14 protein-coding genes are annotated in these 15,920 nt (G+C 72.2%); 6 read left to right on the forward strand and 8 right to left on the reverse strand.

Annotation, left to right across the window (positions count from 1 at the left end; all coding sequences use genetic code 11):
- The first annotated feature begins 129 nt into the window (after positions 1-129).
- Positions 130-786, forward strand: coding sequence for a DUF461 domain-containing protein (locus QOM21_RS15510; RefSeq protein ID WP_407550603.1), 657 nt, complete (start codon positions 130-132; stop codon positions 784-786).
- 290 nt (positions 787-1,076) lie between these two features.
- Here QOM21_RS15510 and QOM21_RS15515 read toward each other — a convergent pair whose 3' ends face one another.
- Positions 1,077-1,757 carry a response regulator transcription factor gene (locus tag QOM21_RS15515; protein WP_030063828.1) on the reverse strand — a complete coding sequence of 227 codons (681 nt, stop codon included), beginning with the start codon at positions 1,755-1,757 and terminating at the stop codon, positions 1,077-1,079.
- Positions 1,754-3,103: a sensor histidine kinase gene (locus tag QOM21_RS15520; protein ID WP_407550605.1), complete on the reverse strand. Its 1,350-nt coding sequence runs from the start codon at positions 3,101-3,103 to the stop codon at positions 1,754-1,756. The genes QOM21_RS15515 and QOM21_RS15520 overlap by 4 nt, the downstream gene beginning before the upstream one ends.
- Positions 3,104-3,748: 645 nt before the next feature.
- On the opposite strand from QOM21_RS15520, the gene phoU reads away from it, so the two are divergent.
- The 3 genes from phoU to QOM21_RS15535 all read left to right on the forward strand — a co-directional run bounded on the left by phoU (position 3,749) and on the right by QOM21_RS15535 (position 6,663).
- Positions 3,749-4,426, forward strand: a complete 678-nt coding sequence (phoU, locus tag QOM21_RS15525) for a phosphate signaling complex protein PhoU (protein ID WP_407550606.1) — start codon at positions 3,749-3,751, stop codon at positions 4,424-4,426.
- Positions 4,427-5,233: 807 nt separating this feature from the next.
- Entirely contained in the window at positions 5,234-5,890 is a 657-nt protein-coding gene (locus tag QOM21_RS15530) for a DUF4232 domain-containing protein (RefSeq protein ID WP_407550608.1), read from the forward strand.
- 170 nt (positions 5,891-6,060) lie between these two features.
- Positions 6,061-6,663 (forward strand): hypothetical protein, encoded by a 603-nt coding sequence (locus QOM21_RS15535; RefSeq protein ID WP_407550609.1) that lies wholly within the window; start codon positions 6,061-6,063, stop codon positions 6,661-6,663.
- A 151-nt stretch (positions 6,664-6,814) separates the two neighbouring features.
- Here QOM21_RS15535 and QOM21_RS15540 read toward each other — a convergent pair whose 3' ends face one another.
- Complete coding sequence (locus tag QOM21_RS15540) at positions 6,815-7,210, reverse strand: DUF6578 domain-containing protein (RefSeq protein ID WP_407550611.1); 396 nt, start codon at positions 7,208-7,210, stop codon at positions 6,815-6,817.
- Between the two features lie 159 nt (positions 7,211-7,369).
- Positions 7,370-8,131, reverse strand: coding sequence for a phosphoglyceromutase (locus QOM21_RS15545; RefSeq protein WP_407550613.1), 762 nt, complete (start codon positions 8,129-8,131; stop codon positions 7,370-7,372).
- A gap of 440 nt (positions 8,132-8,571) precedes the next feature.
- On the opposite strand from QOM21_RS15545, the gene QOM21_RS15550 reads away from it, so the two are divergent.
- Positions 8,572-9,831, forward strand: a complete 1,260-nt coding sequence (locus QOM21_RS15550; protein ID WP_407555688.1) for an MDR family MFS transporter — start codon at positions 8,572-8,574, stop codon at positions 9,829-9,831.
- Between the two features lie 111 nt (positions 9,832-9,942).
- Here the strand turns inward: QOM21_RS15550 and QOM21_RS15555 are convergent, their stop codons facing one another.
- From QOM21_RS15555 to mshA, 3 genes are all read right to left on the reverse strand, one after another.
- Complete coding sequence (locus QOM21_RS15555; RefSeq protein ID WP_407550615.1) at positions 9,943-11,652, reverse strand: glycosyl hydrolase family 28-related protein; 1,710 nt, start codon at positions 11,650-11,652, stop codon at positions 9,943-9,945.
- 116 nt (positions 11,653-11,768) lie between these two features.
- On the reverse strand, positions 11,769-12,359 hold the full coding sequence (locus QOM21_RS15560) for a YbjN domain-containing protein (RefSeq protein WP_407550616.1): 591 nt from the start codon (positions 12,357-12,359) through the stop codon (positions 11,769-11,771).
- Positions 12,352-13,722, reverse strand: a complete 1,371-nt coding sequence (gene mshA, locus QOM21_RS15565; RefSeq protein WP_393894831.1) for a D-inositol-3-phosphate glycosyltransferase — start codon at positions 13,720-13,722, stop codon at positions 12,352-12,354. The genes QOM21_RS15560 and mshA overlap by 8 nt, the downstream gene beginning before the upstream one ends.
- Positions 13,723-13,885: 163 nt before the next feature.
- Between mshA and QOM21_RS15570 the strand changes: the two genes are divergently transcribed.
- Positions 13,886-14,725: a class I SAM-dependent methyltransferase gene (locus QOM21_RS15570; RefSeq protein ID WP_407550618.1), complete on the forward strand. Its 840-nt coding sequence runs from the start codon at positions 13,886-13,888 to the stop codon at positions 14,723-14,725.
- 102 nt (positions 14,726-14,827) lie between these two features.
- Here the strand turns inward: QOM21_RS15570 and QOM21_RS15575 are convergent, their stop codons facing one another.
- Positions 14,828-15,778, reverse strand: a complete 951-nt coding sequence (locus QOM21_RS15575) for a helix-turn-helix domain-containing protein (RefSeq protein WP_407550620.1) — start codon at positions 15,776-15,778, stop codon at positions 14,828-14,830.
- Between the last annotated feature and the right edge of the window lie 142 nt (positions 15,779-15,920).

Raw genomic sequence — 15,920 nt, forward strand, 5'->3', positions numbered from 1 at the left:
GCTGACACACCCTTAGGGCGGCTTTACGCACCCGTCGTCATGACGCGTACGCCACTGCCGCCACAGCCGTCCATCCGCGACCGGGCACGAAGTTCGGCCGCCGTAGCTCGTCAAGGAGATGCCGCCGCCGTGAGCCGCAGCCTTCGACGCGGCGTCCTCGCCGCAACCGTCCTCTCGCTTTCGATCGCCTCGCTCGCCGCCTGCGGGGCCGGGAACGACGCCCAGACGCTGCAGGTGAAGCCGGACAACGCCGCGACCGCCGTCGGCGACATCAAGATCCAGAACGCCTCTGTGGTCACCCAGCCCGAACTCGACGCCAAGGGCCCGGCCGTGATCACCGCGACCGTGTTCAACAACGGCGACACGACCGAGAAGCTGACCGCCATCACCGTCGACGGCACCGGCACCTCGGCCCAGCTGAAGTCCGCCAAGGGCCGCGCCGGCGGGATCACCGTGCCGGCCGGCGGCTCCGTCGTCATCGGCGGCCAGGGCAACGCCCAGGCCGTCCTGCCCAGCGGCCGGGAGGCCGTCCAGGACGGCAACGCCCAGGCGGTGACCTTCAACCTCAGCAACAGCGGCAAGATCAAGATGTCGGCCTTCGTCGTCCCGGCGAAGAGCTACTTCGAGAGCTACGGCCCCAGCGAGGCGCCCAAGCCGTCCGGTTCGGCGTCCCCGTCCGGCTCCACCGAGCCCACGGGGTCCGCGTCCCCGTCCGGCTCCACGTCGCCCTCCGGCTCGACGAGCCCGTCCGGCGAGGCGAGCCAGGCGGCGCACACCGGTCACTGACACCGCGCGCCGGTCACCTGCCGGCCCGCACATGGCGAAACGCGTCAGGGGCGCCCTCCGATTCGGGGGGCGCCCCTGACGCGTAGCTGCCGCAGGTCGGCGCTGCCGGCCCGATGGCCGGAAGTCGGTGCCGGAGCCCCGGCCGGGGATTACCTTCCCGGGCCGCGGCTCGTGTCACCACAGGAACGGCTCAACGGCACGGCGCAGCACGCCACTTCACCGCTCCGCGGCGTGCGCCTCTGCGGTGTCGTGCTTGCGGTTCCGCGGTGTCGTGATCGCGGTCAGGCGGTTTACGGCTCGAACTTGTAGCCCAGGCCGCGGACGGTGACGAGGTAGCGGGGCGCGCCCGGGTCCGGTTCGATCTTGGCGCGCAGCCGCTTGACGTGGACGTCGAGGGTCTTGGTGTCGCCCACGTAGTCGGCGCCCCAGACCCGGTCGATCAGCTGCATGCGGGTCAGCACCCGGCCCGCGTTGCGCAGCAGCATCTCCAGGAGGTCGAACTCCTTGAGCGGCAGGTCGACCTTGCCGCCGGAGACCGTGACGACGTGCCGGTCGACGTCCATCCGGACCGGGCCCGCCTCCAGGGCCTGCGGGGCGACCTCCTCCGGCTCGCCGCGGCGGCGGAGCACCGCGCGGATGCGGGCGACCAGCTCGCGGGAGGAGAAGGGCTTGGTGACGTAGTCATCGGCTCCTATTTCCAGGCCGACCACCTTGTCGATCTCGCTGTCCTTGGCGGTCACCATGATGACCGGGACGTTGGAACGACCGCGCAGCTGGCGGCAGACTTCGGTGCCGGGCAGGCCCGGCAGCATCAGGTCGAGCAGGACCAGGTCGGCGCCGTTGCGCTCGAACTCGTCCAGTCCGTCGGGGCCCGTAGCCGCGATGGCGACCTCGAAACCCTCCTTGCGGAGCATGTACGACAGTGCGTCGCTGAACGATTCCTCGTCCTCGACGACGAGCACTCGGGTCACGGAAGGACCTCCGGGGCTGGGTGAGCAGGAAGCGGATCGTTGAAGGTCTCGTACGGGCGGTCCTCTTCGTCGAGGCCCTCCGTGGCAGTGAGGTCGGTGGCCCGCTCGCGGTCGCGTGCGGCACCGGCTTCGGGGAGACGCAGGGTGAAGGTGGAGCCCTGTCCTTCAGCGCTCCACACCGTGACTTCCCCGCCGTGCGAGGCGGCCACGTGCTTGACGATGGCGAGGCCGAGGCCGGTCCCGCCGGTGGCGCGCGAGCGCGCCGGGTCCACTCGGTAGAACCGCTCGAAGACTCGGTCGCGGTCCTTCTCCGATATCCCGATGCCCTGGTCGGTCACCGCGATCTCGATGAATCCCCCGGTGCCGGAAGCCTGGATGCCGCCGCCGCTGGGGGCGGGGACGCGGCGGCCGGCGATCCCGACGCGGGTGCGCGACGGGGAGTAGTTGACGGCGTTCTCGACGAGGTTGCCGAGCGCCGCGGCGAGCTGGCCGCGGTTGCCCCAGACGCTCAGCTCGCCGGTGCGGCCGGCCGGAGCGCCGGCGCCCCCGGTGGAGGCGCCCGCGGGCCCGCCGATCGAGCTGGTCATGGTGATGTGCTTGGTGGCGGCCTGCTGGCGGCAGCGGTCCATCGCCTCGGCGACCAGTTCGTCGACCCGGACCGGCTCGGCGTCCTCCAGCGGGTCGTCGTTCTGGACCCGGGAGAGGTCGATGAGCTCCTGGACGAGGTTGGTCAGGCGGGTGGCCTCGTTCTGCATGCGGCCCGCGAAGCGGTTGACGGCCTCGGGGTCGTCGCTGGCGTCCATCACGGCCTCGGAGAGGAGCGACAGGGCGCCGACGGGGGTCTTCAGCTCATGGCTGACGTTGGCCACGAAGTCACGCCGGACCGCCTCTATGCGGCGGGCCTCGGTGAGGTCCTCCACCAGCAGCAGCACCAGGCGGGAGCCGAGCGGGGCGACCCGGGCGGAGACCGCGAGGGCGTCTCCGCGGCCGGTGCCACGGCGGGGCAGATCCAGTTCGACCTGGCGTATCTCGCCGTCCCTGCGGGTGTCCCGGGTCATCTGCAGCATCGGCTCGACGGCGAGCTTGCCGCCCCGGACCAGCCCGAGGGCGTACGCGGCGGAGCTGGCCTTGACGACGGCGTCGGCCTCGTCGAGGACCACCGCGGAGGAGCGCAGCACCGACAGCACGGTGTCCACGCCGGGGGGCAGGACGGCGTCGGTGTGCAGGGAGGACCGGGTGGGCTTGGCCTGCTCGCGCTCGCTCCATCGGAACGCCAGCATGGCGAAGACCCCGGTGCACAACCCGGCGATCGCTGCCACTGCGGCGACGGCCGCGTCCACGTTCATGACTCCAGGTTATGCGCCTGCTCGGACACTTCCCCAGCCGTCCGAGCGTCTGCTCGAACACACGTCGCCCAGAGTTCACCCGGGCGTCGGTGCCGGTTCACTCCGGAGGGCCGCACGGGGCCCGGGAGGGCTTCTGGGGCGCCCTTGCTGGGCCGGTCGAGTGACCCAAAGGCTCCGGAGAAGTCCGGCCGGCGAACCCTCCGGACGATCTCGCGAGGGCCCGGATCCCTCTCTGGGGCCCTCCCGGGGAGACGGTGGCGTCGCCCAGAGTTCACCTTCACGTCGGCGGCGATTCACTCCCGGTGGGACCGCAGGTCGCGCTGCGCCCGCACTGTGAGGGTGCGGGTGCGGAAACGATCCCGCACCGGCGCGCGGCCGGGAACCCCCGGGGCCCGGCTCCGGAGAAGCGGAATTGCCGGGCGAGTCGCGGGGCCACGGCCCCGGGCGGACCGGGAGCCGCGGTCTCCGGGCCGAACCGCGGAGCCTCTCTTCGGGCAGCGGCCCGCCGGGCAGGGGCTCCACGGGGACCGGGTCCACGGACAACGGCTCGCGCGGGCACAGACCGTGGGAGCGTGGAGGAAGGGCGGCCGTTCACTCCCCTTCTCCACCTGCCACACCACCACTCGATGCGAGAGAAGGTCACTGATGCGGGACGCGTACCACGAGGAGCTTGATTCGATCGGCGAGGGCCTGGTCGAGATGGCCCGGCTCGTCGGCTCCGCGATCGGGCGCGCCACCACGGCGATACTCGACGCGGATCTCAAGCTGGCCGAGAACGTCATCGCCGGCGACGAGAAGGTCGACGACCTCCAGCGCGAGCTGGAGGCCCGCGCCATCGCGCTGCTGGCCCGCCAGCAGCCGGTCGCCACCGACCTGCGGATCGTGGTCACCTCACTGCGGATGAGCGCCGACCTGGAGCGCTCCGGCGACCTCGCCCAGCACGTCGCGAAGCTGGCCCGGCTGCGCTTCCCGCAGACGGCCGTGCCCAGCGACCTGCACGCCACCATCCTGGAGATGGGGCAGCTGGCGCAGCGCCTGATGGCCAAGGCCGCGGAGGTCATCATCACCAAGGATGTCGACCTCGCGCTCCAGCTGGAGCAGGACGACGACGCCATGGACACGCTCCACCGGACCCTCTTCCAGCACCTGATGGACGACCGCTGGAAGCACGGCATCGAGACGGCGGTGGACGTGACCCTGCTGGGCCGCTACTACGAGCGGTTCGCGGACCACGCGGTCTCCGTGGCCAAGCGGGTCGTCTACCTCGTGACCGGCGAGCATGCCGACGAGATCGCCCCGCCGACCGCTGTGGAAGGCGCCTGACCGGGACGGCGTGAGAGGGGCGCTCAAGCGCCTCTCGTGCCGCCGTGCGCCGTGCCGCCATGCCTCCGCGCGCCGTTGACGCGCCGCTCGGTCCGGGCATGCAATGGCGACAAGGTGACCCCTAGGAGGCAATTCATGGCACTCACGGCGGACTCCCCCAACCCGGCGCCGCGCGACGAGCCGACGGCCGTCGACCGCCCTCGACTCCCGGTGCTCGGCGCCTGCGGCTGCGGCTCCGGCTGCAGCTGCGGCTGCCAATCCGGCGGACCGTGCCAGTGCGGAGGCTGCTAGCCGGCCCCTTCGTCACGGCCGGTCCGGAGCGATCCGGAGCGATCCCAAACGGTCCGGAGCGGCACACACCGACACACGGCGGCACGGCGCGACACAGCGACACCAGCAGCGCAGGACCACGGCGCGACACGGTTTCGCACGCGCGATCGCGCGTGCGCGACTGCGCCGCAGCGGCCCCGAACGGCAGACCGCCGGTCGGGGCCGCTGTGCGTTGCCGTGGCCAGGGAGCGGGCGATGGGGCGCGGCCAGGGGGCAGGGGCAGGCGATGGGGCAGGGGGGCGGCCAGGGGCGCTGGGCCGGAGGGCCCTCTCCCCATGGCGGCCGACGCGGCCCCAGACCTCCTCCCGTACTCGCCCCCGCCTACCGCCCATCCGGCTTTCCGGGTTTCCGGGTTTCCGGGTTGCGTATCCGGTTCCTGGCCCGTTAGTGACGCGTTAGCCGATCATCAGCAGCCGGCAGCAGGCTCTTCCTCGTAGACCGCAGGACTGCACGCACGCACACAACGAGGGGAACCTCATGTCGCTCACCAGCACCTCCCTCCGCCGCGGCCGTCAGGTCGCCGCCGCCGCGCTGATCGGCGCCGCGGCGCTCGCGCTCACCGCTTGCCAGGACGGGAAGAGCAGCGCGGCACCCCACTCCTCGGCGCAGACCACGGCGGCCTCGTCCGCGAGCGACAGCGGCACCACCGGGCAGGAGACCCCGGGCGAGAAGTCGGCCGCCGCACGGGCCGCGTCCGGCTCCGGCCCTTCGGCGCAGCTGGGCGCGGACCGGTGCGCCTCCAAGGACATGAGCCTGCGCCTCGGCGACGCCGACCCCGGTGCCGGCAACATCTACTACCCGCTGGTCTTCACCAACACCGGCAAGAGCACCTGCGCCCTCCGCGGCTTCCCCGGCGTCTCGCTGCGCGCGGGCGACGGCCGGCAGATCGGGGCGCCCGCGACACACGAGGGAGGCGCGGGCCAGGTGGTCAAGCTGGCACCGGGGCAGAGCGCGCACGCCGTCCTCCACACCCTCAACGACGGCGTCAAGGACGTCCCGTGCCGACCGACGGCGAAGCTCGTCTACGTGTACGCCCCCGGCTCCACCGACGCGATGACCGCACGCACCGAGGGCCTGCGAGTGTGCGGCGACACCTTCACCGTCACCGCGGTCACCCCGGGCACCGAGGGCTGACAGCACCGGCCCGCGCGGCCCCGAACACAGCCGAGCCCCCTGCCCGCGGAGAAACCGCAGGCAGGGGGCTCGTTGCCGGCTAGGGCTTACTTCTTGTTGCCCTAGCGCCTCGCACCGTCCAGCGCACAACTCAGGTGACGGCGAGTTCCGGACGACGCTAACGTGCGGCGGTGATCAGCAATGAGGGAGCGCACCTGGGTGCGGAGGCCGCACGTCGCCTTGCAGAGACAGGTCTCTACGAGCTTGAGCCGGGTCTGACGGACGCTGAGTTCGCGCGCATCGAGCGCGAGTACGGCTTCGAGTTCGCGGACGATCACCGGGCATTCCTCGCCGCCGGCCTGCCGGTCAACGTTCCTCCCGAAGACGGGCAGACCTGGTCCACACCGTGGCCGGAGTGGCGCGGCGGTGACATGGACAGTTTGCGTCGACAGCTCGGCTGGCCGGTCGAAGGTGTGGTGCTCGCCGTCGAACACAACGAGTACTGGTACGAGGGCTGGGGCCGTCGTCCGGCGGGCGGAGCCGCTGCACTGGATGAGGCGCGGCGCCATCTGGCGGAGGTGCCGGTGCTGGTGCCCTTGTATGCCCACCGATACCTGCCCGCCGGTCGTGGAAGCTTCGGGCATCCGGTGCTCTCGATGTGGCAGACGGACATCATCTATTACGGGGCGAACCTGCTCGACTACATCCACCAGGAGTTCGACGAGGCGCGGGGCGAGGCTGATGAGAGCTGGAACCCGCGGGCAACGGCTCCCTTCTGGCGGGATCTTCTCTGAGGCCGCTCGGTCCGCGGACAGAGCGGCGGAGCCATGCGGCTTGGGATGCTCGGGTGACCCAAGGGGAGTTGGGGGTCTGACCTGCGACGGAGCGGCCTGGGAAAGATCGACTCCGACGACTGATCGTCCGCGATTCCCCGTGGCTCCCCGCTCAACCCGGTACGTCTGCGGCACGCCGGGCAGTAACCAAGTACCCCGCAAAGGAGACATCTGGCCGAGCCTCCGCCCGCCCGTCGGCTTCCTTGACCGGAACCAATTCGGTGCTGCCCCGCACCGGGTAATGCACCTGGGCGGTGCTGCCTGAGGGTACGTCGTAACGGCAGTGCACCTCGGCGATTGCCAGTACTTCCAACCAGGTCGGCGCGTGCTCTTCCTGGCCGTGATGCTCCTCGCGGAAGTCGATCTCAGCCGCACGTTCACTACCGACGACGTCGGCGTAGTCCTCCGGATCGACCTCCATCAGCGTCCACGAGACGACTTCCCCCGTCGTGAAGCTCCCCCCGCAGCACTGGATCTGCCAGTCATCGACCCAAATCGTCAACGTCATGCAGCCATCGTCTGCCACGTGACCTGAGCTCACCAGGGATTTGCTCGGCACGGGACACGGCCCGATCGCGCAGTGACGGCCCCGAGAAGGCCCCAGGGCAGCACAAAGCCCCCTGCCCGCGGAGAAACCGCAGGCAGGGGGCTCGTTGCCGGCTAGGGCTTACTTCTTCTTGCCCTGGTTTTTCACTGCCTCGATGGCGGCCTTGGCGGCGTCCGGGTCGAGGTAGGTGCCGCCGGGCTTGACCGGGCGGAAGTCGGCGTCGAGCTCGTAGGCGAGCGGGATGCCGGTGGGGATGTTCAGGCCGGCGATGTCCGCGTCGGAGATGCCGTCGAGGTGCTTGACCAGCGCGCGGAGGCTGTTGCCGTGGGCGGCGACGAGGACCGTGCGGCCGGCGACGAGGTCCGGGACGATGTCGTCGTACCAGTACGGCAGCATCCGCGTGACGACGTCCTTGAGGCACTCCGTGCGGGGGCGCAGCTCGCTGGGGATGTTCGCGTAGCGCGGGTCGTCGCTCTGGGAGAACTCGGAGCCGTCGGCCAGCTCGGGCGGCGGGGTGTCGTACGAGCGGCGCCAGAGCATGAACTGCTCCTCGCCGAACTCGGCGAGCGTCTGCGCCTTGTCCTTGCCCTGGAGCGCACCGTAGTGGCGCTCGTTCAGACGCCAGCTGCGGTGGACGGGGATCCAGTGGCGGTCGGCTGCCTCCAGGGCCAGCTGCGCGGTGCGGATGGCGCGCTTCTGGAGGGAGGTGTGCAGCACGTCGGGGAGCAGACCGGCGTCCTTGAGCAGCTCACCGCCGCGGACCGCCTCCTTCTCGCCCTTCTCGTTGAGGTTCACGTCCACCCAGCCGGTGAACAGGTTCTTCGCATTCCACTCGCTCTCGCCGTGGCGGAGGAGGATCAGCTTGTACGGTGCGTCGGCCATGGCGTCGAGCGTAATCGAAAACGGAAGAGGGGCTTGCCGGGGCCCAGTACCTGGAATCCCCGGTGACGTTTGACGCTTCCCGTCAATTGAGTGGCGGCGGGAGACCCGGCAAAAGTAGCTTGTGAACCGTGCTCGCACCGCTTACACACGGCGCGGCGCTCCCACCCCTCCAAACCACCGCGTCCGCGCGACGCCCCACCGCTCCGCGCGCACCCGCACCGCTTCCCGCGCCGCTCGCCGCACCGCGTTCCGGCGCCGCGTTCCGCACCACCGCCTGCCACTTCCGGCCGCCGCCCGGCCGCACCGCACGACTCCACGGGGGAGATGTCATGTCCGCATCCATATCAGGGCCGCCGGCCGAACCGAGCGGTCCGGCCGAACCGGCGCGTACGGGGAGAGGGGCCGCGCTGCGGCGGGCCGCCGTGGAGAGCGTCTCCGGAATGCCGCGGCAGTTCTGGTGGCTGTGGACCAGCACCTTGATCAACCGGCTCGGCGGCTTCGTCGCGACGTTCCTGGCGCTCTACCTGACCGTCGAGCGCGGCTACTCCGCCTCCTACGCGGGCCTGGTCGGCGCGCTCTACGGGCTCGGCGGCGTGGTCTCCTCGATCGGGGCCGGTGTGCTGACCGACCGGCTCGGGCGGCGGCCCACGATGCTGATCGCCCAGCTGTCGACGGCCGCGTCCGTGGCACTGCTCGGCTTCATGACGGACCCGGTGGCCATCGCGGCGGTCGCCTGCCTGGTCGGTATGGCGTCCAACGCCTCACGGCCCGCGGTGCAGGCGATGATGGCGGACATCGTCGCCCCCGAGGACCGGGTGCGGGCCTTCTCCCTCAACTACTGGGCGATCAACCTCGGCTTCGCGATCTCCTCGACCGCGGCCGGACTCATCGCCCAGCACGGCTACCTCGCCCTCTTCCTGGGCGAGGCCACCCTCGTCCTGGCCTGCGCGCTGGTGGTCTTCCGGAAGCTCCCCGAATCACGCCCCGACGCGGGCCGGGAGACCGGCCCCGAGGGCCCGGCCGGCGTGGCACCCGCACGGGTCTCGATGCTGACCGTGCTGCGGGACGGCCGCTTCATGACCGTCGTCGGCCTGAACCTCCTGCTGGCGCTGCTCTTCCAGCAGGCATACGTGTCGATGCCGGTGTCGATGGGCCAGGACGGGTTCTCCAGCGCGGACTTCGGCCTGGTGATCGCGATCAACGGCGTCCTCATCGTGCTGCTCCAGATCCCCGTCACCCGCTTCATCGAACACCGCAGTCCGGCGATGCTCCTGATCGGCTCGGCCCTGCTCGCCGGTTACGGCTTCGGACTGACCGCCCTGGCCGGGTCCGTCGCCATGTACGCGGTGGCGGTCGCCGTCTGGACCCTCGGCGAGATCATCAACTCGCCGACGCAGATGGGACTCGTGGTCCGCCTCTCGCCGGTCCACGGCCGCGGCCGCTACCAGGGCATGTACGCCCTGTCCTGGTCGATCGCCTCGCTGGCGGCGCCGCTGCTCGGCGGCGCGGTGATCGACGGTTACGGCGCCGACGCGCTGTGGGCCGGCTGCGCGGTCGTGGGCACGGTCGCCGCGGTGGGCTACGGGCTGCTGCTGCGGAAGGTGCCGGGGCAGACGGAACCGGTGGCCGGGTCCTCGGCGAAGACACCGGCGGGTGGGGGTACGGCTGCGGAGCCGGCGCCCGCCCCGGCGTCGGCATAGGGGTAGGGGTAGGTACAGGCGGCGAGCGTCGGTTGGCGGCGGGGGCGAACGGGGTGGGCCCGGTTCGCCCCCGCCTCCGTCGTCTTCATCGGCGCCATCAGCAGCGGGCCGTCATCGGCGCAGGGCGCGTTGGGCCTCGTAGAGGTTGGGGGGCGTGACGGCCCCCGGGTGGCCGTAGGACTCGGCGCGGGTGTGCAGGGCGCCGGTGAAGTCCGGCCGGTCCACCTGTCCGAACTCGGAGACCTCGCTGATGCCGACGGTCGCGCTGTACGGGGCGATCTCATCGAGCTTGATGCAGCCCGCACGCTGGTTGGTGACGGTGATGTTCCAGTGCGTGAAGCGGGCGCCGTACAGCGGGCCCGCGCTCGCGTCGCCGCCGTGGGAGCCGTCGTTGGTCACCGTGATGTCGGTGCGGACGTTGGCGAACGGCAGGCCGCGATGGGTGTCGAAGGTGCCCATGGCCATCCGCCCCCGGGACCAGACGTTGTAGCTGGAGAGCCCCTCGACGTTGATGCCGTGGAGCTGGGTGCCCGCCGGGGCCGGGACGGTGCGCCGGTCGAGGGCGAAGTCCTCCACGAGGTTGTCGTGCGAGCCCTCGCGGCAGCAGTACGGATGGTGGCTGCCACGCCCGGAGACGCGGGTGGCGCGCAGCGTGCATGCCTTGGCGGCGACGAGCAGGAACCCGTTGTCGGCGTGCCGTACGTGCACATCGTCCACCCAGCAGTCCCAGGCGCACTGCAGGGCGACGCCGTTGTAGCCCTTGTCGAGGAGGTGCGGGGACTGCGGCGTCTCGGTCATCTCCAGGGTGAGGGACTCGACGCCGGCGCCGGTCAACGTGGTTACCAGGGTGGTGAGTTGCGGGCGCCAGGCGGCGCGGGTGTCGAGCGGCAGGGGACGGTCGAGGGTGACGCGTCGGCTGCGCGGGTCGACGGCGGTGACGCGGCAGGGCCATTCGTAGGGGACGTAGGAGGTGAGCTTGGTCTTGTCGGACCAGCTGTACGACGCCGCGCCGGGGGCGTCGCCGCTCATGTGCCGGAGGAGGGTGTGACCGGCGTCGTCGGCGAGTTGGAGCAGCACACGATCGCCGGAACGGAGCGTGCCGGTGTCCTGCACGGTGACGGTGCGGTCGCCCTGGCGGGCGGTGGGGCCGGTGAGCGCGGTGAGGGTGCGCCACTCGTCGCGGCGGTTGCCCGTCCAGCCCTCGAAGGGCCAGTCGGCGGAGCCGATCGCGGCGGTCAGGGTCTGCCAACGGGCGGACGGACAGAGCCAGATGAGGCCGCCCGCCCAGGACCAGCTGGACTTGTCGCCGCCGTAGCGGCTGCCGTAGGGGCCGATGATCTCGGTGAGACTGCGGGTGGCGTACAGCGTGGTGCGGCCGCTGCCGGCGCCGCGCAGGACGACGTTGTCGTGGCCGATGCGGATGATGTCGTCGATGCGGTACGTGCCGGCGGGGACGAGGACGGTGCCGCCGCCGCGGAGGCCGGCGTCGTGGAGGGCGCGGTTGATCGCGGGGGCGGCGTCGGCGGAGCCGTCCGGGGCTGCGCCGTAGTCCTTGACGACATCGGCGACGACGGGCCGCCGGGGGAGGTCGGCGCCCCCGCGGTAGCCGGCCAGGCCGACGTAGGGGATCTGGGGGTGGGTGCAGGGCCGCGCCGTGAACTCGCGCCAGAGCGACGAGTGTTGACTTCCTCGGGGGCCGTCCGCCGCCCCGGGCGTGGCCGCTGTCCGAGAGCTGTTCGCGGTGGCCGTGCCGGTCGGGAGGGCGGCCGCGGCCGCGACGCCGATCGCGCTCCCGAGCAGCCCTCGTCTGCTGATCCCCATGAGCCCCGCCTTCCATGTATATGAACAACGTTCATATAGAGACGGCGTGAGGATGCCACGGCACCGGGGGCGGGGGAAGAGGTCGTGCGCGGACCGGGGTCAGCCCTCGGCGTCGGCTACTGGGACGAGCGACCGGTCAGGTTCGTGAACGCGTCGAGGTTGCGGGTGGACTCGCCGCGCGCCACCCGCCAGGCGTACTCCTTGCGGATGGCTGTCGCGAAGCCCATCTCCAGCAGGGTGTTGAAGCTGCCGTCGGCGTTCTCCAGGACCGAGCCGAGGATGCGGTCGAGTTCGTCGGCGGTGACGGCCGCGAGCGGCAGCTTGCCGACGAGGTAGATGTCGCCGAGCTTGTCGATGGCGTAACTCACGCCGTACAGGCGGGTGTTGCGTTCGAGCAGCCAGCGGTGCACGGCCTCGTGGTTCTCGTCCGGATGCCGCACGACGAAGGCGTTGACGGACAGCGAGTGCTTGCCGACGATCAGCGAACAGGTCGTCGACAGCTTGCGGGTGCCCGGCAGCTTGACGACGAACGTGCCCTCCGAGGGGGACTCCCACTCCAGGTCGGCGTCGTCGAGGGTCCGCTCGATCACCTTGCGCGCGGTAGCCACCTCGCCCGTCGGATGCGCTCCGGACGCGCCGGGCGCACCGGGACCGTCGGAAACACCGGCCGCACCGGACCCGTCAGAAACATCAGCCACGTCACCCATGGGGGGATCGTAGGTGACGGCGGTGTTCCTGCAGGGCGGCGGTGTACGCCTCGCCGGTCGCGGCGGCGGCGGTGTCCCAGCCGAAGGACTGGGCGTGCCGGGCAGCCTCGGCGCCCATGCGGGTCGACAGCGCCGGGTCGGCGACGAAACGGCCGATCGCACGGGCGTAGTCGGCGGGGATGTGTCCGGGGACGAGGAAGCCGCTGACGCCGTCGCGGACGGCCACCGGAAGACCTCCGACAGCGGCCGCGATCACCGGGGTGCCGCACGCCTGGGCCTCTATGGCGACCAGTCCGAACGACTCGCTGTACGAGGGCATGACCAGCACGGACGCGGCGCGGTACCAGTCGGCGAGCTGCTCCTGGCCGACCGGCGGACGGAACTGCACCAGGTCGGCTATGCCGAGCCGGGCGGCCAGCTTCTGCAGGCCCTCGGGCTTGGCCAGGCCGCTGCCGCTCGGTCCGCCGACCACCGGCACCACCAGCCGGGACCGCAGCGAAGGGTCCTCGTCCAGCAGTGCGGCGGCGGCGCGCAGCAGGATGTCGGGGGCCTTGAGCGGCTGGATGCGGCCGGCGAACAGCGGGATGACCGCGTCCTGCGGCAGGCCGAGACGGTCGCGCGCCGCGGCCCGGCTCCGCGCGACATCGCCGCCGAGGGGCCGGAAGCGGTCGAGGTTGACGCCCGGATGGACCACGGCGACCTTCTGCGGGTCGGCTTCGTAGTGCCGTACGAGTTCGTCGGCCTCCTCGGCGGTGTTCGCGATGAGGCGGTCGGCGGCCCGCACCACCTGGGTCTCGCCGATGACGCGGGCCGCGGGCTCCGGGTTGTCACCGACGGCGAGGGAGGCGTTCTTGACCTTGGCCATGGTGTGCATGGCGTGCACCAAGGGGACGCCCCAGCGTTCCGAGGCGAGCCAGCCGACGTGGCCGGACAGCCAGTAGTGGGAGTGCACGAGGTCGTAGTAGCCGGGGCGGTGGCCCGCCCATGCCTGCATCACGCCGTGCGTGAACGCGCACAGCTGGGCCGGGAGCTCTTCCTTCGCCAGACCTTCGTACGGTCCTGCGTCGACATGCCGGACGAGGACGCCGGGGGCCAGCTCGACGGTGGGCGGGAGGGTGCCGGTGGTGGCGCGGGTGAAGATCTCCACCTCGATGTTGATCGAGGCGAGCTTCTTGGCCAGCTCGACGATGTAGACATTCATGCCGCCGGCGTCGCCGGTGCCGGGCTGGTGCAGCGGGGAGGTGTGCACGCTGAGCATCGCGACGCGCCGCGGCCGCCGCGCGCCGCCGGGCAGCCGCAGGCGCGACTGGCCCGGGAACTGGCCGTGGGGACGGCTGCGGAGCCGGGATACGTATGGGCTCACTGCGAGCTACCTCCTAGCCGGGGCGGGCTGCGCGCCTCCGACCCCCGTCAACAAGGGAAGGCAGCCCCGCATTTCCGTCCGGCGCGCACTCTTCATACTTTGCCAAAGCGTGACCGACGCCGGCCGTCCGGTCCCGGCGCCCCGCCCCCGTAGGCTCGACGGCATGGCCCGCCGCACTTCCGTCCCCGCCGCCCCGGCGTCCCCACCCTCCCCCTCCCGTCCCGTCGGAACGGTGACCCGCGGCACCACCAACCCCAACCGCCTGCGCCGCATGGACCGCTGGATCGCCGCGGAGCACGGCGCCGAGCTGCGGCGCGCCGGCGACCCGGTCGCGGTCGACCTCGGGTACGGCGCCGCCCCCTGGACCGCGGTGGAGCTGCTCGGCCGGCTGCGCACGGTGTGCCCGGACGCCCGGGTCGTCGGCGTCGAGATCGAACCGGCCCGGGTGGCGGCCGCCCGGGACTATCAGCGGCCGGGGCTGGAGTTCGTGCACGGCGGGTTCGAGGTGCCGCTGCCCGGCGGGCCCGGCCGGGCGCCGGTCCTGATCCGCGCCGCGAACGTACTGCGGCAGTACGACGAGGAGGCGGTGGCCGCCGTATGGCAGCGGCTGTGCGCGCGGCTGGCTCCGGGCGGACTGCTGGTCGAGGGCACCTGTGACGAGATCGGGCGGCGGCACGTCTGGGTGGCGCTGGGCCCCGAAGGGCCCCGAGCGGTCACCTTCGCGACCCGGCTCGGCTCCCTGCAGACACCGTCCGACCTGGCAGAACGCCTTCCGAAGGCGCTGATTCACCGCAATGTGCCGGGCGAGCCCGTGCACGCTTTCCTGCGCGACTTCGACCGGGCCTGGGCGGCGGCCGCCCCGCTGGGCGCCCTGGGCGCGCGCCAGCGGTGGCTGGCCGCGGTGCGCAGCCTGGCGGCGGACTGGCCGCTCGCCGGCGACCCGCGGCGCCGCCGTCAGGGCGAGGTCACGGTGCGGTGGGAGGCGCTGGCCCCGCGGAGGTGAAACGGGTGGCCGCCGCTGCCCGACGCTCCGCCACTGCCTGACGGCCACTGCCAGCGGACGCCCGCCCGTCCTTCCGCCCGGCGGCACCGAGGCGTACGCCGCCTACGCCGCCCCGGCTCCGGCCCTGGCCACCGAGCCGGGCAGCGGTGCGGCGGGGCGGTCGGGAGCGGGGCGGTCGGCGGTGGCTCGTTCGGCAGCGAGGCGGTCGGCGGTCACCAGCTCGGCCAGGTGGCGCAGCCGCGCCGCCGTCACCGAGCCGCGCGGCGCGCTGTAGGTCACCAGGGCCTGGTCGGGGTCGGTGCTCAGGCGGAAGCTCTCGAAGCTCACCTGCAGCTCGCCCACCTGGGGGTGCACGATGAGCTTGGTGCCGCGCAGACACTCGTGCACGGCCTGCGCCTCCCAGGCCCGCCGGAATTCCGCACTGCCGTCGAGCAGCTCGCCGACCACCTCGCAGAGCCGCGGATCGTCAGGATGGCGACCGCTCTCGGCCCGCAGATTGCCGACGACCTCCTCGGCGATCCGCTCCCACTCCGGGTGCAGAGCGCGCGCCGCCGGGTCGAGGAAGACCAGCAGCGCCGAATTCCGGCGGCCGCGGTCGAGCGCTTCGAGGTCGAACGCGATCCGGCCGCCGAGGGCGTTCCAGGCCAGGATGTCCATCCCGCGCCCGATGATCATGGCGGGGACGGTGGATTCCATCGTGTCCAGCAGCTGCTGGATCTCCGGGCGGACGGTCTGCCCTGGGCCGGCGGGGGCGCAGTCGGCGGTGCGGCGCCGCGGATCGGCCACATTGCGCAGGTAGGTCACCTCGCCGCCGGTCAGCCGCAGCGCTCGCGCGATCGCGTCCAGGACCGAGTCCGAGATGGCGTGCGCCCGGCCCTGCTCGATCCGGGTGTAGTAGTCGACGCTGATGCCGGCGAGCTGGGCGACCTCCTCGCGCCGCAGCCCCCGCACCCGCCGCCGGCTGATTCCGCCCGGCAGACCGATCTCGGCCGGGTCCAGCGCCGCGCGGCGCGCCTTGAGGAATGAGCTGATCTCGACTTCCGCATGCAGCATCCGTCCAGTATGCGGCGCACCGCCGGTCGGGTGGTTCCGCCGGACCCAGGCAGGGACGGGCCTGGTCCGCCGCCGCGGCGGGCCGCAAGGTGGTGCACACGCGGGTCCCGTCCCACGACCAGGGGCCGGCCGCGCGGGCACC

This window comes from Streptomyces sp. Pv4-95 (genome assembly GCF_045782725.1).
Taxonomy (GTDB): Bacteria; Actinomycetota; Actinomycetes; order Streptomycetales; family Streptomycetaceae; genus Streptomyces.

Excerpts from the sequence above, each read along its gene's own strand:
- QOM21_RS15520 (WP_407550605.1), bottom strand. The coding sequence starts at position 3,103 with ATGAACGTGGACGCGGCCGTCGCCGCAGTGGCAGCGATCGCCGGGTTG.
- phoU (WP_407550606.1), top strand. The coding sequence starts at position 3,749 with ATGCGGGACGCGTACCACGAGGAGCTTGATTCGATCGGCGAGGGCCTG.
- QOM21_RS15530 (WP_407550608.1), top strand. The coding sequence starts at position 5,234 with ATGTCGCTCACCAGCACCTCCCTCCGCCGCGGCCGTCAGGTCGCCGCC.
- QOM21_RS15540 (WP_407550611.1), bottom strand. The coding sequence starts at position 7,210 with ATGACGTTGACGATTTGGGTCGATGACTGGCAGATCCAGTGCTGCGGG.
- QOM21_RS15545 (WP_407550613.1), bottom strand. The coding sequence starts at position 8,131 with ATGGCCGACGCACCGTACAAGCTGATCCTCCTCCGCCACGGCGAGAGC.
- QOM21_RS15550 (WP_407555688.1), top strand. The coding sequence starts at position 8,572 with ATGCCGCGGCAGTTCTGGTGGCTGTGGACCAGCACCTTGATCAACCGG.
- QOM21_RS15555 (WP_407550615.1), bottom strand. The coding sequence starts at position 11,652 with ATGGGGATCAGCAGACGAGGGCTGCTCGGGAGCGCGATCGGCGTCGCG.
- QOM21_RS15560 (WP_407550616.1), bottom strand. The coding sequence starts at position 12,359 with ATGGGTGACGTGGCTGATGTTTCTGACGGGTCCGGTGCGGCCGGTGTT.
- QOM21_RS15570 (WP_407550618.1), top strand. The coding sequence starts at position 13,886 with ATGGCCCGCCGCACTTCCGTCCCCGCCGCCCCGGCGTCCCCACCCTCC.
- QOM21_RS15575 (WP_407550620.1), bottom strand. The coding sequence starts at position 15,778 with ATGCTGCATGCGGAAGTCGAGATCAGCTCATTCCTCAAGGCGCGCCGC.